General features: G+C 61.4%; 18 protein-coding genes and 2 pseudogenes. 5 read left to right on the top strand and 15 right to left on the bottom strand.

Features of this window, described 5'->3' with window-relative positions; translation table 11 throughout:
- The first annotated feature begins 109 nt into the window (after positions 1-109).
- The 3 genes from AB4N80_RS15705 to AB4N80_RS15715 all read left to right on the top strand — a co-directional run bounded on the left by AB4N80_RS15705 (position 110) and on the right by AB4N80_RS15715 (position 3,862).
- Complete coding sequence (locus AB4N80_RS15705) at positions 110-1,948, top strand: amidohydrolase (protein ID WP_003203401.1); 1,839 nt, start codon at positions 110-112, stop codon at positions 1,946-1,948.
- A gap of 145 nt (positions 1,949-2,093) precedes the next feature.
- Positions 2,094-2,723: an isochorismate family cysteine hydrolase YcaC gene (gene ycaC / locus AB4N80_RS15710; protein WP_014337664.1), complete on the top strand. Its 630-nt coding sequence runs from the start codon at positions 2,094-2,096 to the stop codon at positions 2,721-2,723.
- Between the two features lie 260 nt (positions 2,724-2,983).
- Positions 2,984-3,862, top strand: a complete 879-nt coding sequence (locus AB4N80_RS15715) for a LysR family transcriptional regulator (RefSeq protein WP_460082891.1) — start codon at positions 2,984-2,986, stop codon at positions 3,860-3,862.
- 64 nt (positions 3,863-3,926) lie between these two features.
- On the opposite strand, the gene AB4N80_RS15720 is transcribed toward AB4N80_RS15715, so the two are convergent.
- The 15 genes and pseudogenes from AB4N80_RS15720 to AB4N80_RS15790 all read right to left on the bottom strand — a co-directional run bounded on the left by AB4N80_RS15720 (position 3,927) and on the right by AB4N80_RS15790 (position 20,150).
- Positions 3,927-4,403 carry a hemerythrin domain-containing protein gene (locus tag AB4N80_RS15720; protein ID WP_122568498.1) on the bottom strand — a complete coding sequence of 159 codons (477 nt, stop codon included), beginning with the start codon at positions 4,401-4,403 and terminating at the stop codon, positions 3,927-3,929.
- Between the two features lie 291 nt (positions 4,404-4,694).
- A pseudogene (locus AB4N80_RS15725) lies at positions 4,695-4,918 on the bottom strand (CopG family ribbon-helix-helix protein).
- A 284-nt stretch (positions 4,919-5,202) separates the two neighbouring features.
- A complete protein-coding gene (nuoN, locus tag AB4N80_RS15730; RefSeq protein WP_072406832.1) occupies positions 5,203-6,666 on the bottom strand; it encodes an NADH-quinone oxidoreductase subunit NuoN in 1,464 nt (487 codons plus the stop codon).
- A gap of 7 nt (positions 6,667-6,673) precedes the next feature.
- Positions 6,674-8,206: an NADH-quinone oxidoreductase subunit M gene (gene nuoM / locus AB4N80_RS15735; protein ID WP_122568499.1), complete on the bottom strand. Its 1,533-nt coding sequence runs from the start codon at positions 8,204-8,206 to the stop codon at positions 6,674-6,676.
- 39 nt (positions 8,207-8,245) lie between these two features.
- Complete coding sequence (nuoL, locus tag AB4N80_RS15740) at positions 8,246-10,099, bottom strand: NADH-quinone oxidoreductase subunit L (RefSeq protein WP_122568500.1); 1,854 nt, start codon at positions 10,097-10,099, stop codon at positions 8,246-8,248.
- Complete coding sequence (gene nuoK / locus AB4N80_RS15745) at positions 10,096-10,404, bottom strand: NADH-quinone oxidoreductase subunit NuoK (protein ID WP_003180046.1); 309 nt, start codon at positions 10,402-10,404, stop codon at positions 10,096-10,098. The genes nuoL and nuoK overlap by 4 nt, the downstream gene beginning before the upstream one ends.
- A gap of 4 nt (positions 10,405-10,408) precedes the next feature.
- Positions 10,409-10,909, bottom strand: coding sequence for an NADH-quinone oxidoreductase subunit J (gene nuoJ / locus AB4N80_RS15750; protein WP_003180049.1), 501 nt, complete (start codon positions 10,907-10,909; stop codon positions 10,409-10,411).
- A 9-nt stretch (positions 10,910-10,918) separates the two neighbouring features.
- Complete coding sequence (gene nuoI, locus AB4N80_RS15755; protein WP_003180051.1) at positions 10,919-11,467, bottom strand: NADH-quinone oxidoreductase subunit NuoI; 549 nt, start codon at positions 11,465-11,467, stop codon at positions 10,919-10,921.
- Positions 11,468-11,478: 11 nt separating this feature from the next.
- On the bottom strand, positions 11,479-12,486 hold the full coding sequence (nuoH, locus tag AB4N80_RS15760; protein ID WP_092196998.1) for an NADH-quinone oxidoreductase subunit NuoH: 1,008 nt from the start codon (positions 12,484-12,486) through the stop codon (positions 11,479-11,481).
- Positions 12,483-15,197, bottom strand: a complete 2,715-nt coding sequence (nuoG, locus tag AB4N80_RS15765; protein WP_305467627.1) for an NADH-quinone oxidoreductase subunit NuoG — start codon at positions 15,195-15,197, stop codon at positions 12,483-12,485. The genes nuoH and nuoG overlap by 4 nt, the downstream gene beginning before the upstream one ends.
- 141 nt (positions 15,198-15,338) lie before the next feature.
- Entirely contained in the window at positions 15,339-16,697 is a 1,359-nt protein-coding gene (nuoF, locus tag AB4N80_RS15770; RefSeq protein ID WP_122568502.1) for an NADH-quinone oxidoreductase subunit NuoF, read from the bottom strand.
- On the bottom strand, positions 16,694-17,191 hold the full coding sequence (gene nuoE / locus AB4N80_RS15775) for an NADH-quinone oxidoreductase subunit NuoE (RefSeq protein ID WP_018609201.1): 498 nt from the start codon (positions 17,189-17,191) through the stop codon (positions 16,694-16,696). Before nuoE ends, nuoF begins: the two co-directional genes overlap by 4 nt.
- 2 nt (positions 17,192-17,193) lie before the next feature.
- Positions 17,194-18,978: an NADH-quinone oxidoreductase subunit C/D gene (nuoC, locus tag AB4N80_RS15780; protein ID WP_057450016.1), complete on the bottom strand. Its 1,785-nt coding sequence runs from the start codon at positions 18,976-18,978 to the stop codon at positions 17,194-17,196.
- Positions 18,979-19,051: 73 nt separating this feature from the next.
- Positions 19,052-19,726 (bottom strand): NuoB/complex I 20 kDa subunit family protein, encoded by a 675-nt coding sequence (locus tag AB4N80_RS15785; protein ID WP_003180065.1) that lies wholly within the window; start codon positions 19,724-19,726, stop codon positions 19,052-19,054.
- Between the two features lie 10 nt (positions 19,727-19,736).
- A complete protein-coding gene (locus AB4N80_RS15790) occupies positions 19,737-20,150 on the bottom strand; it encodes an NADH-quinone oxidoreductase subunit A (protein WP_003203367.1) in 414 nt (137 codons plus the stop codon).
- Positions 20,151-21,152: 1,002 nt separating this feature from the next.
- Between AB4N80_RS15790 and AB4N80_RS15795 the strand changes: the two are divergent.
- Together AB4N80_RS15795 and AB4N80_RS15800 are read left to right on the top strand one after the other, a co-directional pair.
- Positions 21,153-22,034, top strand: a pseudogene (locus AB4N80_RS15795) (methyl-accepting chemotaxis protein); the annotation flags it as partial.
- Between the two features lie 201 nt (positions 22,035-22,235).
- Positions 22,236-22,940, top strand: coding sequence for a methyl-accepting chemotaxis protein (locus AB4N80_RS15800; protein WP_436278763.1), 705 nt, complete (start codon positions 22,236-22,238; stop codon positions 22,938-22,940).
- Positions 22,941-23,037: the final 97 nt, after the last annotated feature.

A 23,037-nucleotide genomic window follows, 5' to 3' on the forward strand; every position in this document is an offset into this window, starting at 1 on the left:
AACCGATCCGCTGCGCCGCCAGTTGCTGGCCGCCGGCTCCTTGCTCAGCGCCGCCGCGGCTTTCTGGCCACGCCTGTCACTTGCCTCTTCCCATTCAGAAGGAAATCCCATGAACGCCGATCTGATTCTGTTCAATGGCCAGTTCCATACCGTCGACCGTGAGAAACCCCGCGCCAGCGCAGTAGCCATCAGCCAGGGGCGCTTCGTCGCGGTAGGCACCGACGCCGAGGCCATGGCCCTGCGCGGCAGCGGCACCCAGGTCATCGACCTCAAGGGCCGCACGGTCATTCCCGGCCTCAACGACTCGCACTTGCACCTGATTCGTGGCGGCCTGAACTACAACCTGGAGCTGCGCTGGGAAGGCGTGCCGTCCCTGGCCGACGCCTTGCGCATGCTCAAGGATCAGGCTGACCGCACGCCGACGCCGCAGTGGGTTCGCGTGGTGGGGGGCTGGAACGAATTCCAGTTCGCCGAAAAGCGCATGCCGACCCTGGAAGAACTCAACCAGGCGGCCCCCGATACGCCGGTGTTCGTGTTGCACCTGTATGACCGTGCCTTGCTCAACCGCGCCGCGCTGCGGGTGGCCGGCTACACCCGTGACACGCCGAACCCGCCGGGTGGCGAGATCGTGCGCGACAGCAAGGGTGAGCCCACCGGCATGCTGGTGGCGCGGCCCAACGCGATGATCCTTTACTCGACGCTGGCGAAAGGGCCGAAGTTGCCACTGGAATACCAGGTCAACTCCACCCGCCAGTTCATGCGTGAACTCAATCGCCTGGGCCTGACCAGCGCCATCGACGCTGGCGGCGGTTTCCAGAACTACCCGGACGACTACGCGGTGATCGAGCAGTTGGCCCGCGAGCAGCAGTTGACGGTGCGCATCGCCTACAACCTGTTCACCCAGAAGCCCAAGGAAGAACTCAGCGACTTCAAGAACTGGACCGGCAGCGTCAAGCTGCACCAGGGCGACGACTTCCTGCGGCACAACGGTGCCGGGGAAATGCTGGTGTTCTCGGCGGCGGATTTCGAGGACTTCCTCGAGCCACGTCCGGACCTGCCACCGGGCATGGAGCAGGACCTGGAACCGGTGGTCCGGCACCTGGTGGAACAGCGCTGGCCGTTCCGCTTGCACGCCACTTACGACGAATCCATCAGTCGCATGCTCGACGTGTTCGAGAAGGTCAACCGCGACATTCCGTTCAACGGCCTGCCGTGGTTCTTCGACCACGCCGAGACCATCACCCCGAAGAACATCGAACGCGTGCGGGCCCTGGGCGGCGGCATCGCCATCCAGGACCGCATGGCTTTCCAAGGTGAATATTTCGTGGACCGCTACGGTGCCAAGGCCGCCGAAGCCACGCCGCCGATCAAGCGCATGCTCGCCGAAGGCGTGCCGGTAGGCGCCGGCACCGATGCCACCCGCGTCTCCAGCTACAACCCCTGGACCTCGCTGTACTGGATGGTCAGCGGCCGCACGGTCGGTGGTCTTTCGTTGCACGAAGAGGGCCTGCCGCGCCTGACCGCGTTGGAATTGTTCACCCATGGCAGCGCTTGGTTCTCCTCGGAGCAGGGCAAGAAAGGCCAGATCAAGGTCGGCCAACTGGCGGACCTGGCGGCCCTGAGCGCGGATTTCTTCAGTGTCGAGGAAGAAGCCATCAAGTGGATCGAGTCCGTGCTGACGGTGGTCGACGGCAAGGTGGTGTACGCCGCTGGCGACTTTGAAAAGCTAGGGCCGGCCAGTGTGCCGGTGCTGCCGGACTGGTCACCGGTGGTCAAGGTCCCGGGGCACTGGCGTCCGACATCACCGTTGCAGGCCCAGGTCCACCAGTGCAGCGGTCCGTGCACGGTGCACTCCCACAGCCATGAACGCGCACGACTGTCGAACGTCCCGGTCAGCGATTTCCAAGGTTTCTGGGGCGCGTTTGGTTGTTCCTGTTTTGCTTTCTGACTGATTACACACAGATCCTCCTGTGGGAGCGGGCTTGCTCGCGAATGCGTCGGCACATCCGACAACGTCGCAAGCTGACACACCGCTTTCGCGAGCAAGCCCGCTCCCACAGGTTTCGTAACATCCATCCCAAAGGAGTCATCCCATGAGCAACGTTCCCGCTTACAACCGTCTGAACAAAGACGACGCGGTCGTCCTGCTGGTCGATCACCAGACCGGCCTGATTTCCCTGGTCCAGGACTTCTCGCCCAACGAGTTCAAGAACAACGTGTTGGCCTTGGCCGACCTGGCGAAGTTCTTCGAACTGCCGACCATCCTGACCACCAGCTTCGAACAAGGCCCCAACGGCCCGATCGTGCCGGAACTCAAGGAAATGTTCCCGGACGCGCCGTACATCCCGCGTCCAGGCCAGATCAATGCCTGGGACAACGAAGACTTCGTCAAGGCGATCAAGGCCACCGGCCGCAAGCAATTGATCATCGCGGGCGTGGTCACCGATGTCTGCGTGGCGTTCCCGACCCTGTCGGCGCTGGCTGAAGGTTTCGACGTGTTCGTCGTGACCGACGCTTCGGGCACGTTCAACGAAACCGTGCAACAGGCCGCCTGGGTCCGCATGACCGCTGCCGGCGCGCAGATGATGAACTGGTTCTCGGTGGCCTGTGAGTTGCACCGCGACTGGCGCAACGACATCGAAGGCCTGGGCAACCTGCTGTCCCAGCGCATTCCGAACTACCGCAACCTGATGAACAGCTACTCGGCGTTGACGGCCAAGTAAGCGGTTCATGCTGGATGGCGCCCGCCTTGTGCGGGCGTTTTTGTGTCTGGCATTAGGTTTTTGCAAGCTGTACCGCCGCTATCGCGAGCAAGCTCGCTCCCACAGGGTTCCCGGTGATTACAAGATCCGAGTACACCCACGAACCTTGTGGGAGCGAGCTTGGTCGCGATGGCGTCGGCACATTCAACAGCTAGGCAATCAGACTCATCAAGACCACAATGCCCAACTCATCCCCCTGACTGTCCACCCCAGGAATGACAATGAACCCCTTCGAAGAAATGCGCATCTTTGCCCAGGTCATGGAGTCAGGCAGTTTCACCGCCGCGGCGGATAAGCTGGGGCTGTCCAAGCAGTTTGTCAGCCGCAAGCTCATGGCCTTGGAACAACGCCTGGGCGTGCGCCTGCTCAACCGCTCGACTCGCCGGCTGGACGTCACCCCGTTGGGCCAGCGCTATTACGAAGCGGCGCTGCGCCTGCTCAATGACGTCGAACAGGTGGAGCAGGGCATCAGCGGCCAGACCAGTGAGCCCCGCGGTACCGTCCGGCTCAGCGCGCCGCTGTCTTTCGCCGTGGCGCACTTGGGCAGCCTGTTGCCGCTGTTTCTGCAGCGGTATCCAGGCGTCAGCGTCGAAGTGGACCTGAGCGACCGTTCGGTGGACTTGCTGGGGGAGGGTTATGACCTGGCGCTGCGCATCGGCGTGCTGGAGGATTCGACGCTGATTGCCCGGCGCATCGCGGCCATCGAGCGGGTGTACTGCGCCAGTCCCGCCTACCTGGCGCAAAAAGGCACGCCCACGCGACCTGAAGACCTGCGCCATCACGACTGCCTGCCCTATGGTCACAGCCGCCAGGTGCAATGGCGTTTCGCAGGCGCCGGCAAACCGTTGACCCTGGAGGTCACGGGACGCATGCGCGCCAATAACGGTGATTTGCTCAGGGACGCGGCCATTGCCGGGATGGGGATCACCTACCTGCCCACCTTCATCCTCGGCGATGCCTTGAAGGACGGTCGGTTGATCCAGGTGTTGGCGGGGTTTGAAACCGAGCCCTTGGCGTTGTCGGCGGTCTACCCGCAACATCGCCAAGGCTCACGCCCTGTGCAGGCGTTCGTGGAATTCTTGCGTGAACACATGCAGTAAAGCGTTAAAGCGTCGCAACGCATTCAGCCGTCACATGACGGCTGAAGCATCCACGGCGCTTTGATCAGGCGGCGAGATTGGCGCTGCTCAGTTCTTTTTTGTACTGCGCTTTCATGGCTTCCATGTCCGCACCCAAGGCGTCCAGTTTGGCTTTGCCCAGCAGTTTTTTCGCTTGGGGGAACATTTCCTTTTCTTCCTCCTCGATGTGGTGCTCAAGCAGCTCCTTGACCACTTTCACGCGACCGGCGAACTCCGGCTGGGTCGGATCGGTGGTTTTCAGATCCGGCAGCACCAGCGAGTCGACGGTACGGTGTTCTTCCTTGGCCTCGTAATACATTTCGGCCTCGTCTTTTCCGCCTGCTTGTTTGAAAGCCGGGTACAGAATCTCTTCTTCCAGGCGGGTATGGATGGAAATTTCCATTTCAAGTTTCGCCAACAGGTCGGTGCGTTTTTTCACGGCGCGGTCGGTCGACTCGCTCAGTTGAGTCAGGATGGCTTTGACACGTTCGTGGTCGGCTTTCAACAGATCGATGGCATTCATGTGTAGCTCCTCGGCAATTCACGGATGCGGGCAGGCTTTGAGCGCCGACGCCGCGTAAAGGTTGAATTGCATCAGCCGTGCCAGCCGAGACGGGTTTTAAAACTCTTTAAAAACAATGGGTTGAGACGCTCAGGATTTTCAGTGTCGTGCAAGCTGCATGAGCCGGGTAGGAAACGCGTTGCACTTTGCGCTGATGGTCTGCGGCGACGCTTCACTCTCGAGACTCATCTGAGCGGATCTGCGGATGGAAAAAGCCACTGCGCTTTGGCAATCAGGCGGGTCGAGCCGAAGTTATCGATCCCCGCTGAGACTATCGGCCCAAGCCTGGACTGCCTGGTGGTCAATCACTCGGCCAGCGTCAACATCGGCCAAGGCTTCATGAGTCAGGAGACTTGCGCTTGTTTGACGATCCAGTCCCTGGAGCGCCCAAGGTTCTCGGTCATCAGATCGACTTTTTCGGCCAGGTGCACCGGGACCTGAACGGTGACGGACCGAGTTTTTGCGAGGGTTGTCATGACGGATTTCTCCTTTGGCAATTGGCAATGCTAGCCAGTCTTCTAAAGCAGTCGCTTCTGAGCGGTGATTCGTTCTGGCCCTCAGGGCAGCAAAATAAATCATATTGAATAAGGTGCTGCGCCGGGGATTTATCCCACCCCTTGTGAGAGCAAGCCGTGCTCCCACAGATAGATCCTCTCGCCACAATGGCTCAAACATCAGCCAGGGTTGGTAATTTAATCGGCAAAAAAAATGCCCGTATCTCGCGATACGGGCATTCTCAGTGGTTACAACGCTTGGACGATCAACCCGTCAAGCCAGCCTGCTGGACCAGGGTCAGCAACGGCTGCGGGTACACACCGAGGAAGAACGCCAATACGGCGATGGCCAGCAGCATCACGCCGCCTGCTTTCTGTTCCCAGTGCAACTCGGCATCGTGGCGACGCAGGTTCGGTTCCATCAGGTACAGGGTGACCATGACGCGCAGGTAGTAGAACACGCCGATGGCACTGCCCAGCACCAGGGAGCCGACCAGCCACCATTGGTGGGCCTCGACGCCGGTGGCGATGATGTAGAACTTGCCGATGAAGCCAGCAGTCAGCGGGATGCCGGCCAGGGACAGCATCATCACGGTCAGCACGGCGGTCAGGTACGGACGGCGCCAGAACAGGCCGCGGTATTCGTACAGGGCGTCGGCGTCGCGGCCGTTGTACGGCGAGGACATCAGGGTGATCACGCCGAAGGCGCCGAGGCTGGTGATCACGTAGGTGACCAAGTACACGCCGATGGCTTCCACGGCCAGACCTTTACTGGCGATCAGGGCGATCAGCAGGTAGCCGAAGTGGGCGATGGACGAGTAACCCAGCAGACGCTTGAGGTTGCTCTGGGTCAGTGCCAGCAGGTTACCGAACAGGATCGACGCGATGGCGATGATGGTCAGCACGTTGCTCAGCACACCGCTGCTGGCCACGGGCGAGATCTGGAACAAACGCACCATGACCGCGAACACCGCCACTTTCGACGCGGTGGCCAGGAACGCCGCCACTGGCGCCGGGGCGCCTTCGTAGACGTCCGGGGTCCAGAGGTGGAACGGGACCAGCGACAGCTTGAACGCCAGGCCGATCAGCATCATGCCCAGGCCCAGTTGTGCGATCGGGCTAGGCAGGCCGGTGGCCGCCAGGGCCTGGCCGATGCCGACGAAGCTCAGGGTGCCGGCTTCGGCGTAGAGCAGGGCCATGCCGAACAACAGGAACGCGGAACCGGCCGCCGACAGCACCATGTACTTGATGCCGGCTTCCAGGGAGCGCTTGTTGAAGAAGGCGTAGGCCACCAGGCCGTAGACCGGTACCGACAGCAGTTCCAGGCCGATGAACAGGCTGGCCAGGTGCTGCGCGCTGACCAGCACCAGGCCACCGGCGGCGGCCATCAGGATCAGCAGGTACAGTTCTTCGCGGTTGCCCGGGTAACCCGAACCGCCATCGCCGAGGTAGGCGTGGGCGAGGGTGACGCAGGCCAGGGTGGCGACCAGGATCAACGCCATGTAGAGGCAGGCGAAGCTGTCCACCTGCATCAGTGGCGTGACCGCCAGTGGCGCGACTTTCAGGGCCGGCAAAATCGACAGCAAGGCCAGGTTCAGCCCTGCCACCGACAGCAGGAAGGTCTGCGAGTGATTGCGCCGCCAGGCGATCGCCAGCATCACCACGATGATCGTGGCGCTGGTGATCAACAGCGGCGCAAGCGCGATAAAGTGTTGAATCGTGAATTCCATAGCGCTCTTACCGGGCCGAAGCGAGTTGAGAGAAGGCGGTGCCGAGCCACTGCTGCACGCCATGCATCGTGGCGGCAGAGGTGTCGAGGAACGGTTGCGGGTACACGCCGAGGTAAACCAGCAGCACCGCAAGGCCGAGCACCATGATCAGTTCGCGACCGTCCATGCCACGCAACACTTCATCCGACTTGGTCGGACCGAAGTAGGCGCGGTGGATCATGATCAGCGAGTAGACCGAACCGAACACCAGGCCGGACGTAGCGATCGCCGTGATCCATGGCGCGCTGACGAACGAGCCGATCAGGATCAGGAACTCGCCGACGAAGTTGCCGGTGCCCGGCAGGCCCAGGGAAGCGGCCGCGAAGAACAGGCTGATGGCCGGCAGGTAGGCGATGCGCGACCAAATGCCACCCATTTCACGCATGTCCCGGGTATGCAGGCGCTCGTACAACTGACCGCTGAGGATAAACAGTGCGGCGGCCGACAGACCGTGGGCGAGCATCTGGATCACCGCGCCTTGCAAGGCGAGCTGGCTGCCGGAGTAGATCCCGATCAGCACGAAGCCCATGTGCGAAACGCTGGAGAAGGCGATCAGGCGCTTGATGTCGGTCTGGGCGAACGCCAGGAACGCACCGTAGAAAATCCCGATCAGGCCCAGGGTCATGGCGATCGGCGCGAACTCGGCCGAGGCATTCGGGAACAGCGGCAGCGCAAAGCGCAGCAGGCCGTAGGCCGCCGTTTTCAGCAAGATACCGGCCAGGTCCACGGAACCGGCGGTCGGCGCCTGGGCGTGGGCGTCCGGCAGCCAGGAGTGGAACGGCACCACCGGCAGCTTCACCGCGAAGGCGATGAAGAAGCCGAGCATCAGCACGTACTCGGTGGTCTTGGACATCTGCACTTTCAACAGGTCGGCGTAGTTGAAGGTGATCACGCCGGTGTTGTTGAAGTTGACCAGTACCAGACCGAGGATCGCCACCAACATGATCAGGCCGGAAGCCTGGGTGAAGATGAAGAACTTGGTCGCCGCGTAGATCCGGGTTTTCTTGCCGTCCGAAGAACTGTGACCCCAGAGCGCGATGAGGAAGTACATCGGCACCAGCATCATTTCCCAGAAGAAGAAGAACATGAACAGGTCCAGCGCCAGGAACACGCCGACGACACCGCCCAGGATCCACATCAGGTTCAGGTGGAAGAAACCGACGTGACGCTGGATCTCTTTCCAGGAGCAGAGGACCGAGAGGATACCCAGCAGGCCGGTCAGCAGGATCATCAGCAGCGACAGACCGTCGAGGGCCAGGTGCACGCTGATGCCAAAGCGCGCGATCCAGGCGTGCTTGAATTCAAGCGCCCAGGTCGGATCGGCGCCAGGGGCCGGAGCGAATGAATAGTCGCCGGTCGCCCACAGCCAGAGGCCGAGCGCGAGTTCCAGGGACATGGTCAGCAGCGCAATCCAGCGCGGGAGCGTGGAGCTGGAGCGCTCCGCGATCCAGCACAGCAGGCCGCCGATGAAGGGGATCAGGATTAGCCAGGGCAGAATCATGACGGGCTCGTTTCCTTTCGCAAGTTCGCAAGGTTCATATCAGACCGCTACCAGCACGATGGCGCCGATAACCAGCACGGCGCCAGCCGCCATGGAAGCCGCATACCAACGCAGTTGACCAGTCTCGGTACGGCTCAGGGCAGTGTGGCCGCCCTTGGCCATGCGCGGGATCAGGCCAATGGTCTGGTCGAGCGGGTCTTTGCGCAGAATGTGGCTGATCGCAAGGTATGGCTTGACGAACAGTTTGTCGTAGATCCAATCGAAGCCCCAGGCGGCGAACCACCAGGCCGAAAGGAAACGCCCGATGCCGCTGTTGGCGATCGCCGTGACGAAACGACGCTTGCCCAGGAACAGCAGGGCGGCCAGCAGGATACCGGCCAGGGCGATGGCACCCGAGGCGATTTCCAGGCTGTGCTTGGCTTCGCCGCCGGCATGGCCGACGCTTTGCGGCAGTACATCGGCCAGCGGTGGGGTGATCAGGGCGCCGACGAAGGTCGACAGCACGATCAGCACCGACAGTGGCAGCCAGTGGGCAATGCCGTGGCCGGCATGGGCTTCGGTCTTGGCCTCACCGTGGAACGCGATGAAGATCAGGCGGAAGGTGTACAGCGAGGTCATGAACGCACCCACCAGGCCGGCATACAGCAGGCCTTGGTTACCGCTGGCGAACGCTTCCCAGAGGATTTCGTCCTTGGAGTAGAAACCGGCGGTGACCAGTGGCAGGGCCGCCAGGGCCGCGCCGCCGACGATGAAGCTGGCATAGGCCAGCGGCAGTTTCTTCCACAGGCCGCCCATCTTGAAGATGTTCTGCTCGTGGTGGCAGGCGACGATCACCGCACCGGAGGCAAGGAACAGCAGGGCCTTGAAGAAGGCGTGGGTCATCAGGTGGAAGATCGCGCCTTCCCAGGCACCGACGCCCAGGGCCAGGAACATGTAGCCGATCTGGCTCATGGTCGAGTAGGCGAGGATGCGCTTGATGTCGGTCTGCACCAGGGCGGCAAAACCGGCCAGCACCAGGGTCACACCGCCGACGATGCCCACCAGGTGCAGGATGTCCGGCGCCAGGGCGAACAGCCCGTGGGTACGGGCGATCAGGTAGACACCGGCGGTCACCATGGTCGCGGCGTGGATCAGTGCCGAGACCGGGGTAGGGCCGGCCATCGCGTCCGCCAACCAGGTTTGCAGCGGCAGTTGCGCGGATTTACCGACGGCACCGCCCAGCAGCATCAGGGTCGCCAGGACGATCCAGAAGTCGCCGACCTTGAAGTGCTCGGGTGCCTTGACCAGCAGTTCCTGGATGTTCAGCGTGCCCAGTTGTTGGAACAGGATGAACAGGCCGATGGCCATGAACACGTCGCCGATCCGGGTCACGATGAACGCTTTGAGTGCGGCGTTCCCGTTGTTGCGGTTGCTGTAGTAGAAACCGATCAACAGGTACGAGCACAGGCCCACGCCTTCCCAGCCGAAGTACAGGAACAACAGGTTATCGCCGAGCACCAGGAACAGCATGCTGGCGATAAACAGGTTGGTGTAGGCGAAGAAGCGCGAGTAACCGGCTTCACCACGCATGTACCAGGAGGCGAACAGGTGGATCAGGAAACCCACGCCGACCACCACGCCGAGCATGGTCACCGACAGGCCGTCCAGATACAGGGCGAAGTTCGGCGTGAAGCCTTCCACCGCCATCCACTGCCACAGCACCTGCACGTACCGGCCACCTTCCGGCGGGGCGACGTTGAATTGCCAGATCACGTAGGCCGTGACGATGGCAGACAGGCCGATGGAGCCCACGCCAACCAGGGCCGAGAGGTTTTCCGACCAGCGTCCACGGGAGAACGACAGCAGCAGGAAACCGACAAGGGGAAATATGAAAGTCAGGAAGAGAAGGTTCATCCGCGCATCTCGCTGGCAGCGTCAATATCGAGAGTGTGGAAGCGGCGATACAGCTGCAACAGGATCGCCAGGCCGATACTGGCCTCGGCGGCTGCCAGGCTGATCACCAGGATGAACATGATCTGTCCATCCGGCTGTGCCCAGCGAGCGCCCGCGACGATGAAGGCCAGGGCGGAGGCATTCATCATGACCTCCAGGCTCATCAGCACGAACAGAATGTTGCGGCGGACCATCAGGCCAACCAGACCGAGACAGAACAGGATGCCGGCAACCGCCAGACCATGCTCGAGAGGGATAGCAGGCATGTGATTACTCCTTCGCCTCGTTACGGCCCAAATGGAACGCCGTGACGGCTGCGGCAAGCAGCAGCATCGAGGCGAGTTCGACCACCAGCAGGTACGGGCCGAACAGGCTGATGCCCACGGCCTTGGCGCCTACGGTGGTGTGGCCGATGGCCTGGCCGCTCTGGTGAGCGAACAGCACATACAGCAGTTCACCCAGCAACAGGGCGGACAGGATCACCGGCCCCGCCCATATGCCGGGCTTGAGCCAGGAGCGTTCCTGCTGGACCGCGGCCGGGCCGAGGTTGAGCATCATCACCACGAACACGAACAGCACCATGATGGCGCCGGCGTAGGCGATCACTTCCAGGGCACCGGCGAACGGCGCGCCGAGGGCGAAGAAGGTCATGGCCACGGCGATCAGCGAAATGATCAGGTAGAGCAGGGCGTGCACAGGGTTGGTGTTGGTGACCACACGAAGCGTGGACACCACCGCGATACCCGATGCGAAATAGAAAGCGAATTCCATCTTTCTTCCTTAAGGCAGCAAGCTCTTCACGTTGATCGGTTCGGCTTCGTTCTGCGCGGCGCCTTTTGGCTTACCGGCAATGGCCATACCTGCAACACGATAGAAGTTGTAATCAGGGTTTTTACCGGGACCGGAAATCAGCAGATCTTCTTTCTCGTACACCAGGTCCTGACGTTTGAACTCGGCCATTTCGAAATCCGGCGTGAGCTGGATCGCGGTGGTCGGGCACGCTTCCTCGCAGAGGCCGCAGAAAATGCAGCGCGAGAAGTTGATGCGGAAGAAGTCCGGGTACCAGCGACCGTCTTCGGTTTCAGCTTTCTGCAGCGAGATGCAACCCACCGGGCACGCCACGGCGCACAGGTTGCAGGCCACGCAGCGTTCTTCGCCGTCGGGGTCGCGGGTCAGGACGATGCGGCCACGGTAGCGGGGCGCCAGGTAGACCGGCTCTTCCGGGTATTGCAGGGTGTCGCGCTTGCGAAAGCCATGGCCGAAGATCATGACCAGGCTTCGCAGTTGGGTACCGGTACCCTTAACGATGTCGCCAATATATTTGAACATGGGTCAAATCCTCACTGAACCGCGGCCGCAGGCGCGTTCATCAAAACGATCGCAGCGGTCACCAGCATGTTGATCAGGGTCAGCGGCAGGCAGAATTTCCAGCTGAAGTCCATCACCTGGTCGTAGCGTGGGCGCGGGATCGAGGCGCGCAGCAGGACGAACAGCATGATGAAGAACGCGGTCTTCAGGGCGAACCAGACGAAGGACAGTTGCGGCAGGATGCCGAACGGACCGTGCCAGCCACCGAAGAACAGCGTCACCAGCAGTGCCGAGATCAGGATGATGCCGATGTATTCACCGACGAAGAACATGCCCCATTTCATGCCGGCATATTCAATGTGGTAACCGTCGGCCAGTTCCTGTTCCGCTTCCGGCTGGTCGAAGGGGTGACGGTGAGTCACGGCCACGCCGGCGATGAAGAAGGTACAGAAACCGAAGAACTGCGGAATGATGAACCACAGGTTCTGGGCCTGGTACTCGACGATGTCGCGCATGTTGAACGAGCCGGCCTGGATCACGATGCCCATGAGCGCCAGGCCCATGAACACTTCGTAGGACACGGTTTGGGCCGAGGCCCGCAGGCTGCCCAGCAGGGCGAACTTGTTGTTGCTCGACCAGCCGGCGAACAGCACCGCGTACACCGACAGGCCGGCCATGGCGAAGAAGAACAGCAGGCCGATGTTCAGGTCCGCCACGCCCCAGGTCGGGGTGATCGGGATGATCGCGAAGGCGATCAGCAAGGCGCTCATGGCCACCACCGGTGCCAGGGTGAAGATCACCTTGTCGGCAAACGGTGGTGTCCAGTCTTCCTTGAAGAACATCTTGATCATGTCGGCGGCGATCTGGAACATGCCGAACGGGCCAACGCGGTTCGGACCGTAGCGGTCCTGCCACCAGCCCAGCAGGCGACGTTCGACGAAGCTCAGCAACGCGCCGCAGACCACCACGGCCAGCAGGATCACGATGGCCTTGAGGACCGTCAGGATCACATCGATCACTTCAGGGGTGAACCAGCTCATTGCGCTGCCTCCTGCAGACCGTCGACGGTTTTGCCGAAAATCGCCGGTGGAATACCCGCCAGGCCAGCCGGCAGGGCCACCAGGCCAGCGCCCAGTTCTTCATTGATGCGCAGCGGCAGACGCAAGGTCTGGCCGGCCACGTTCAGGCTCAGCAGGGCGCCGTCGTTGACGCCCAGGCGATCGGCTTCGGACTTGGCCAGCGACACGTAGGCGGCCGGGATACGTTCCTGCACCGGTGCGGCCTTGGAAGAGTTCTCTTCGCTGCCGAACAGGTGATGGAACGGCACGACCTGCCAGGTGCCCGGTGCCGGGTTGAAGGCGCGTGGCACGCTGGCGAACCAGCTCAGGCCATCGCCCTGGCTTTCGATCAGGCGGGTGCCCGGATCACCGGCACGCAGGTGACCACCGACTTCGTCCTGGAACTTGTTCCAGGCCTGCGGCGAGTTCCAGCCCGGCGACCAGGCGAACGGCACTTGCGAGCGCGGTTCGGCGGAGCCCGAGTAACCTTCCATGGAGAACGAGAACGCCGTGTCGTTGTCCTGGGAGGTCCGTGGTTCGTGGACGCTGATGTTGGCGCGCATGGCGGTGCGACCGGAGTAGCGCAGCGGTTCGCGCGCCAGTTTCAGGCCCTTGATGCGGAACGCGGCCGATGGCGCGGCATCGACGATGCGCGCCAGTTGCGGGCTGCTCGAAGCGACGGCGGCGGTGACGTGGTCCAGTTGCGTCCAGTCGATCGGCTGGTCCAGCAGGGTGGCGCGCAGGGCATGCAGCCAGCGCCAGCCTTCGTGGACCAGGATGCTGGCGTCCAGGTAAGTCGGGTCGAACACCTGGAAGAAACGTTGGGCGCGACCTTCCTGGCTGACCAGCGTACCGTCGCCTTCGGCGAAGCTTGCCGCCGGCAGCACCAGGTGGGCGCGGTCGGTGGTGGCGGTTTTCTGATGGTCGGCGACGATCAGCACTTTCGCGGCGTTCAGGGCGGCGTCCACCCGGGCTTTGTCGGTGCGGGTATAGAGGTCGTTTTCCAGCACGACGATGGCGTCGGCGCTGCCGTCGATCACCGCTTGCAGGGCCGCGTCCAGCGATTCGCCACCGAGCATGGCCAGGCCGAGGCTGTTGGCTTCCGGCACGATCAGGCTGATGGAACCGTTCTTCTCACGCAGCTTCAAGGCCTTGGCAATGTTGGCGGCGGCTTCGATCAAGGCTTTGGAACCCAGGGAGGTGCCGGCGATGATCAATGGGCGCTTGGCCGCCAGCAGGGCGTCGGCAATGCGTTGGGCGAGGGCGGCCGCTTCGCTGTCCAGGCCGTCGACGGCCGGGGCGCTGGCGTCCAGGGCGTGGGCCACGGCGAAACCGATGCGGGCCAGGTCGTCCGGGGCGGCGTGGACACATTCTTCGGCCACGTCGTCGAGCTTGGTTTCAGCGAGGCTGGCGATGAACAGCGGGTTCAGTGCGTCCTGGCCGATGTTCTTCACGGCGGCGTCGAGCCACGGCTGCACGCGCATGGCGTCGGCCATGTCCTCGGCCTTGCCCTTGACCGACTGGCGCAGGGCCAGGGCCATGCGGGCGGCGGTCTGGGTCAGGTCTTCGCCAAGGACGAACACCGCGTCGTGGTCTTCGATGTCGCGCATCGTCGGCACGGGCAGCGGGCTGTCCTTGAGCACTTGCAGCACCAGGCGGATGCGTTCCAGCTCGCCGGCTTCGATGCCACTGTAGAAGTGCTCGGCGCCGACCAGCTCACGCAGGGCGTAGTTGCTTTCCAGGCTGGCCCGTGGAGAACCGATGCCGACGATGTTGCGTCCGCGCAGCAGCTCGGCGGCCTTGTCCAGCGCTTCGTCCAGGCTCAGCTTGGCGCCATTGGCCAGCAGCGGTTGGCGTGGACGATCGGTGCGGTTGACGTAGCCATAGCCGAAACGGCCACGGTCACACAGGAAGTACTGGTTGACCGAACCGTTGAAGCGGTTTTCGATGCGACGCAGTTCACCGTAGCGCTCACCCGGGGAGATGTTGCAACCGCTGGAGCAGCCATGGCAGATGCTCGGCGAGAACTGCATGTCCCACTTGCGGTTGTAGCGCTCGGAGTGGGTCTTGTCGGTGAACACACCGGTCGGGCAGACCTCGGTGAGGTTGCCGGAGAACTCGCTTTCCAGGGTGCCGTCTTCAACGCGACCGAAGTACACGTTGTCGTGGGCGCCGAATACGCCCAGGTCGGTGCCGCCGGCGTAGTCCTTGTAGAAGCGCACGCAGCGGTAGCAGGCGATGCAGCGGTTCATCTCGTGGGAGATGAATGGCCCCAGTTGCTGGTTCTGGTGGGTGCGCTTGGTGAAGCGATAACGGCGCTCGTTGTGGCCGGTCATCACGGTCATGTCTTGCAGGTGGCAGTGGCCGCCTTCCTCACAGACCGGGCAGTCGTGAGGGTGGTTGGTCATCAGCCATTCGACGACGCTGGCGCGAAACACTTTCGCTTCTTCGTCGTCGATGGAGATCCAGCTGCCGTCGGTGGCGGGGGTCATGCAGGACATGACGATCCGACCACGCTTGTCGTTTTCGTCGGTGTACTGCTTGACCGCGCATTGGCGACAGGCGCCTACGCTGCCAAGGGCGGGGTGCCAGCAGAAATAAGGAATGTCGAGGCCCAGGGACAGACATGCCTGTAACAGGTTGTCTGCGCCATCGACTTCGAGCTCTTTGCCGTCTACGTGGATAGTGGCCATGGTTCAAAGTTCTTCGTTGGCCCGGTGTCAGCGGGCGTGGCTAATGGAATCTTGTTGTTCGTCCGAATCCAAACAGCCTGGGTAAAAGGCGTCATCGGACGAAAGGCGAAGGGCACGGACCCTTCGCCTTTTAAAGCGTCATTACGCGCCGACCATGGTCGGCGTGACCACCTGATTGAGGTCGCCCGCGCGGGTTGGCGCGATGCCGGCCTCGAATTCAGGGCGGAAGTATTTGATCGCGCTGCCCAACGGCTCCACGGCACCCGGTGCGTGAGCACAGAAGGTCTTGCCTGGGCCGAGGAAACCCACCAGACCCAGCAGGGTCTCAATGTCGCCGGCCTGGCCTTCGCCGTTTTCAATGGCTCGCAGCAGCTTGACGCTCCACGGCAGGCCATCGCGGCAAGGGGTGCAGAAGCCGCACGACTCACGGGAGAAGAACTCTTCCATGTTGCGCAGCAACGAGACCATGTTGACGCTGTCGTCTACCGCCATGGCCAGGCCGGTGCCCATGCGGGTGCCGACCTTGGCGATGCCGCCGGCGTACATTTGGGCGTCCAGGTGTTCCGGCAACAGGAAACCGGTACCGGCGCCGCCGGGCTGCCAGCACTTGAGTTTGTAGCCGTCGCGCATGCCGCCGGCGTAGTCTTCGAACAGTTCGCGGCCAGTGACGCCGAATGGCAGTTCCCACAGGCCGGGATTCTTGACCTTGCCGGAGAAGCCCATGAGCTTGGTGCCCATATCTTCGCTGCCGTCGCGGGCCAGGGATTTGTACCAGTCCACGCCGTCGGCGATGATCGCCGGTACGTTGCACAGGGTCTCGACGTTGTTCACGCAGGTCGGTTTGCCCCACACGCCGACGGCGGCAGGGAAGGGCGGCTTGGAACGTGGGTTGGCGCGTCGGCCTTCGAGGGAGTTGATCAGCGCGGTTTCTTCACCGCAGATGTAGCGCCCGGCGCCGGTGTGGACGAACAGCTCGAAATCAAAACCGGAGCCCAGGATGTTCTTGCCCAACAGGCCGGCGGCCTTGGCTTCTTCCACGGCACGGTTCAGGTGCTTGGCGGCGGTGGTGTATTCGCCGCGCAGGAAGATGTAGCCACGGTAGGTCTTCAGCGCACGGGCGCTGATCAGCATGCCTTCGATCAGCAGATGGGGCAGTTGCTCCATCAGCATGCGGTCCTTCCAGGTGTTGGGTTCCATTTCATCCGCGTTGCACAGCAGGTAGCGGATGTTGATGGATTCGTCCTTGGGCATCAGGCCCCACTTCACGCCGGTGGGGAAGCCCGCACCGCCGCGACCCTTGAGACCGGAGTCTTTCACGGTCTGGACGATGTCGTCGCCGGCCATGTCGGCGAAGGCCTTGCGCGCGGCGGCGTAGCCGTTCTTGGCCTGGTACTCGTCCAGCCACACCGCTTCGCCGTCGTCACGCAGACGCCAGGTCAGGGGGTGGGTTTCGGCCGAACGCTGGATGCGGTTGGCGGGCCCGAAGGAAGTCAGGGTCATACGTAGCCCTCCAGCAGTTTGGCGACGCCGTCAGGCTGGACGTCACCGAAGGTGTCGTCGTCGATCATCAGCGCCGGTGCCTTGTCGCAGTTGCCCAGGCAGCACACCGGCAGCAGGGTGAAGCGGCCGTCGGCGGTGGTTTGGCCCAGGCCGATGCCCAGCTTGCCTTGGATCTCGCTGACGACAGATTCGTGGCCGCCGATGTAGCAGACCATGCTGTCGCAGACACGAATGATGTGACGGCCTACTGGCTGGCGGAAAATCTGGCTGTAGAAAGTGGCGACGCCTTCGACGTCGCTGGCCGGGATGCCGAGGATCTCGCCGATGGCGTAGAGCGCGCCGTCGGGCACCCAGCCACGTTCCTTCTGGACGATCTTCAGGGCTTCGATCGACGCCGCGCGCGGGTCTTCGTAGTGATGCAGCTCGTGCTCGATGGCCGAGCGCTCGGTTTCGCTCAGGGCGAAACGGTCAGTCTGGATAAGCGTGCTGTTCATGCTTAGCGGTCCACGTCGGCCATAACGAAATCGATACTACCCAGGTACGCGATCAAGTCCGCGACCATGCTGCCTTTGATCACGGAAGGGATCTGCTGCAGGTGCGGGTAGCTTGGGGTGCGAATCCGGGTGCGGTAGCTCATGGTGCCGCCATCGCTCGTCAGGTAATAACTGTTGATGCCCTTGGTCGCTTCGATCATCTGGAAGGACTCGTTGGCCGGCATGACCGGGCCCCACGAAACCTGCAGGAAGTGCGTGATCAGGGTCTCGATGTGCTGCAGCGTGCGCTCTTTGGGCGGCGGCGTGGTCAGCGGGTGATCCGCCTTGTACGGGCCTTCCGGCATGTTGCGCATGCACTGGTCGATGATCTTGATGCTCTGGCGCATTTCCTCGACGCGAACCATGCAGCGGTCGTAGGCGTCACCGTTGGCGGCCAGTGGTACTTCGAATTCGAAGTTCTCGTAGCCGGAGTAAGGACGCGCCTTGCGCAGGTCGAAGTCGCAACCGGTGGAGCGCAGGCCGGCACCGGTGACGCCCCATTCCAGGGCTTCCTTGGTGTTGTAGGCGGCGACCCCGATGGTACGACCCTTGAGGATGCTGTTCTGCAGGGCGGCCTTGGTGTATTCGTCCAGGCGCTTGGGCATCCACTCGACGAAGTCCTTGACCAGCTTTTCCCAGCCGCGCGGCAGGTCGTGGGCCACGCCACCGATACGGTACCAGGCCGGGTGCAGGCGGAAACCGGTGATGGCTTCGATCACCGTGTAGGCCTTCTGACGGTCGGTGAAGGTGAAGAACACCGGGGTCATGGCGCCGACGTCCTGGATGTAGGTACCCAGGAACAGCAGGTGGCTGGTGATACGGAAGAACTCGGCCATCATGATGCGGATGACGTCGACCTTCTCCGGGACCTTGATCCCGGCCAGTTTCTCCACCGACAGCACGTACGGCAGGTTGTTCATCACGCCGCCGAGGTAGTCGATACGGTCGGTGTACGGGATGAAGCTGTGCCAGGACTGGCGCTCGGCCATTTTCTCGGCGCCACGGTGGTGGTAGCCGATGTCCGGGACGCAGTCGACGATCTCTTCGCCGTCCAGCTGCAGGATGATGCGGAACGCACCGTGGGCCGAAGGGTGGTTCGGGCCCAGGTTGAGGAACATGTAGTCCTCGTTGGCGCCCGAGCGCTTCATGCCCCAGTCTTCAGGCTTGAAGCGCGCGGCTTCTTCCTCGAGTTGTTGCTTGGCCAGGGACAGGCTGAACGGGTCGAACTCGGTGGCACGGGCCGGGAAGTCCTTGCGCAGCGGGTGACCTTCCCAGGTCGGCGGCATCATGATGCGGGTCAGGTGCGGGTGGCCGGGAAAGTCGATCCCGTACATGTCCCACACTTCACGCTCGTACCAGTTGGCGTTCGGCCAGATGCCGGTCACGGTCGGTACGCTGAGGTCGCTCTCGGACAAGGCGACCTTGATCATCACGTCACTATTACGTTCGATCGACATCAGGTGATAGAACACGGTGAAGTCGACGCCGTCGGGCAGCCCTTGACGCTTGGTGCGCAGGCGCTCGTCCACGCCGTGCAGGTCATAGAGCATGACGTACGGCTTGGGCAGGTTGCGCAGGAAAGTCAAGACTTCGACGAGTTTGGCGCGGGCGACCCAAAGCACCGGCATGCCGGTACGGGTCGGCTGGGCGGTGAACGCCTCGGGGCCAAAACGGTTGTTCAGTTCGACGACCACATCCTGGTCGTCTGCCTTGTAAGGCGGGATGTACAGAGCACTGCCTGTAGTCATGGTTATTTATCGCTTTCGGTCAACGTAAAGAATGAAGCCAGGTTCTCGTTTCTTGTACAGAAGCAGAGCTGGATCAGACTTCGTCGGGGCTGCGCAGGTTGGTGACTGCGATACGCTGTTCGCGGCGCTGTTCCTTTTGCGAGGGCATCTCGGCGCGATAGACGCCTTGATCGCCAACGACCCAGGACAGAGGGCGACGCTCCTGGCCAATCGACTCCTGCAACAGCATCAAGCCTTGCAGGAACGCTTCAGGGCGAGGGGGGCAGCCGGGCACGTAGACGTCCACGGGCAGGAACTTGTCCACCCCTTGAACGACAGAGTAGATGTCGTACATGCCACCGGAGTTGGCGCACGACCCCATGGAGATGACCCACTTGGGCTCGAGCATTTGCTCGTAGAGACGCTGGATGATCGGCGCCATCTTGATGAAGCAGGTACCGGCGATAACCATGAAATCCGCCTGGCGCGGCGAAGCCCGGATCACCTCGGCGCCAAAGCGCGCGATGTCGTGGGGCGCCGTGAAGGCGGTGGTCATTTCCACGTAGCAGCACGAAAGGCCGAAGTTGTACGGCCACAGGGAGTTCTTGCGACCCCAGTTGACCGTGCTGTTCAGCACGTCTTCGAGCTTGCCCATGAAGATGTTTTTGTGGACTTGATCTTCTAACGGATCGGCGACGGTTTCCCGTTCGCCAATCGGATACTGCTCGTTAGGAGCATCGGGGTCGATCCTGGTGAGATTGTATTGCATTGCCAAAGCCTCATTGTTTCAGCTTCGCTTGCCGCTTGCGCCGAGCTTCCGGAGCCCAATCAAGTGCCCCCACCCGGTAAAGGTAGACAAGACCTGCCAACAGAATTGCTATGAAAACGAGAGCTTCGACGAATCCGGTCCAGCCGCTTTCGCGGACGGACACAGACCATGCAAAGAGAAAGAGGGCTTCGATATCGAAGATCACGAACAGCATCGCGACCAGATAGAATTTGGCTGAGAGCCGCAAGCGGGCGCCACCGGTAGGCAGCATGCCGGACTCGAACGGTTCATTTTTGCTGCGGCCCCAGGCTTTTGACCCAAGCAGGCTCGAAACGCCGAGCATGAAAGCACACAGGCCAACAACGCCCAGAAGGAAAATGGCAAAGCCCCAATTGTGGGCCATGAGTCCTGTCGCTTCGGACATGCTGGAAATCCTTAACAGAGAGCAAAGGTCTCTGAGCTTGAATGAAATAACGCAGTGACGATATGTCGCAGCAATCAATCGCGGTGATTTTATGGCTAAACACCGGGCAAGTAAAATTCCTATAGCGAAATTATTTATTGGAATAAGGACATAGCGCTCCCCCAGGCCCCTGCGGCCCCGGCCCCGTGGGCGTTGGCCGGCTATTGATCAATAATATTTCGTGCGGATGTAACAATGATAATGGCTTCCAAATGATAATTATTGTTATCTGCGGCGGCTTTTCCGCGCTGCACTTAGTGTTGTGTCTTAGGGGCTGTCTTACATCGTCGCTACTGCAATTGTCAGCGCCGCACGTTTTACTCCTTTTCGGACTGCCCAATACTGCGTTCGATCAATTTTTCTATCCATGCGCCGAAGTTTTGGGGAAGGTCTTGATGAAGGTTGGATTGGCATGAGGGCTGCTCCTGTGGGAACCAAGCTTGCTCGCGATGCCGGCAAAGCGGTCCCGAGGCAGACTGCCTTATCGTTCATCGCGGCCAGGCCTGGCTCCCACAGGTGCAGCCTTGCTCTTACAGAGTAGGTCGCTTCAAAAAAAACGGGTGAAAAAACCAAGGGTCGTCAGCTCAATGTCGAACGGTCAAGTCAACCCAGAACCTGTGGCCAAGGGATTCGCGTTTAGGCGACACCCGCCTTGCGAGCAAAAATCGGCACGAGGCCAGGCTTAAAGCCTTGAAGGATTGATGGCAAATAGCTATCTTTGCGGCTCATTCATCTAATCATATATATCAATATTGATTGGATTCTCGCCCCTTCTCAGATAAACCGCGTCAGTTTTCATCGTTCGCGGCTGATAACCAAAGGAATGTCATGAACTCTTGGATCGCGAATATGAGCGTTATGCTCAAGCTGGCTTTGGGTTTTGCCGTTGTGCTGATTCTGACCGCTATCCTCGCCGCGACCGGCTGGTTCAGCCTGGGAAAAATGATCGAGCGTACGGATCGAATGACCAGCATTACCGAACTCGGCAACCGTCTCGATCACTTGCGCAGGGCTCGCTTGCAATACCAGCTGGACAGGGGCGATGAACAAAAGGGGGCAATGATCCAGGCGTCGCTGGAGCAGTTTGTCGCCAAGCAAAAAAGCCTCGCGAACGAGTTGAGAAAACCTGAAAACCAGAAAAAACTTGCGCTGATCGAGCAGGCCAGCACGCAGTATCAAGTGGCACTGAATACGATGCGCGAGGCTTATCGCAATGACGCAGCCATGCGCAAGGAGATGGGCGTCAATGCGGTCAAGGGCGCTGCGCTGATTGCCAAGGTCATCAGTGACGTAGAAGCGATGCCCGCTTCGGATGAGCGCCGCTTTGACCTTTATAAGCTAATCCTCAAGGCCAAAGAGGACGTGGCGCTGGTGCGTTATGAAGTGCGTGGCTATACCGGCAACCCCAACAGCACCACCGAACAAGCCGCCACCCGCCAGCTCGAAAATGCGCTCAAGAGCATCGAAGCCCTCAACAGCGCTTTCGGCTCGACCTATGCCGACACCATCCAGCAGCTGGAAACCGCGCTGATTGCTTACCGCCGTTCGGTGCAGGACTTCACTGCCAGCAATCAGGCCATTGGCAAGGCCGTGCAGGACACTGTCGATTTAGGTGAAACCATCACTCGTCTGTCTGACGAAATGTATGCCAGCCAACTGGTCTCCCGGGATGAAGACAGCGCCCAGGCTCGCATCCTGCAGCTGAGTTGTACGGCCTTGGCGATGTTGTTGGGGATTTTTGCCGCCTTGATCATCACCCGCCAGATTACACGGCCGTTGCAGGACACATTGGCTGTGGTCGATCGCATTGCAGCAGGCGACCTCACGCAACACATGATCGTGACCCGTCGTGATGAGCTGGGTGCCTTGCAGCAGGGTATTCAACGCATGGGCATCACCTTGCGCGATCTGATCGGTGGCATCCGCGATGGCGTCACCCAAATCGCCAGTGCCGCCGAAGAGCTATCGGCTGTCACTGAGCAGACCAGTGCCGGGGTCAATAGTCAGAAGACCGAGACCGATCAGGTGGCGACTGCCATGCACGAAATGTCGGTCACCGTGCATGAAGTCGCGCGTAATGCCGAACAAGCTCGCGCAGCCGCATCGGAGGCCGATGCACAGGCCCGTATTGGCGACCAAGTGGTCGCGCAAGCCATCGTTCAGATTGAGCGCTTGGCCAGCGAGGTCGGGCGCTCGGTCGAGGCCATGAACGAGCTGGAACAAGAAAGCGGGCGCATCGGCAAGATCATGGACGTGATCAGGGCGGTGGCTGAGCAGACCAACTTGCTGGCCCTTAACGCCGCCATTGAGGCCGCTCGCGCGGGTGACGCCGGGCGCGGTTTTGCCGTGGTCGCCGACGAAGTACGCGGGTTGGCCCAGCGTACCCAGCATTCCACCGAAGAGATTGAAAGCCTGGTGGCGGGCTTGCAGAACGGCACGCGCCAGGTATCGACTATCATGCAAAATAGCCGCGAGCTGACCGACAGCAGCGTGGCGTTGGCATCCAAAGCCGGCACATCTCTGGGTAGCATCACCCAGGCGGTTTCTGGCATTCAGGCCATGAACCAACAGATTGCCGCCGCCGCGGTGCAACAAAGCTCGGTGGCCGAGGAAATCAGCCGCAGTATCCTGAGCGTGCGCGATGTATCCGAGCAGACCGCCTCAGCCAGCGAAGAAACCGCAGCCTCCAGCATCGAGCTGGCGCGCCTGGGCAACCAGTTGCAGCAGTTGGTCAGTCATTTCAAGGTGTAAAAAGCGAACCGGGTAAAGCCGGCAAAAAAAAGCCCCGAACCAGTCGGGGCGTCAGATCGTCGGCTTTGCGGTTAGCTTTTATTCGGTCCGCAAGGGC

The organism is Pseudomonas sp. H3_A02, assembly GCF_054671965.1.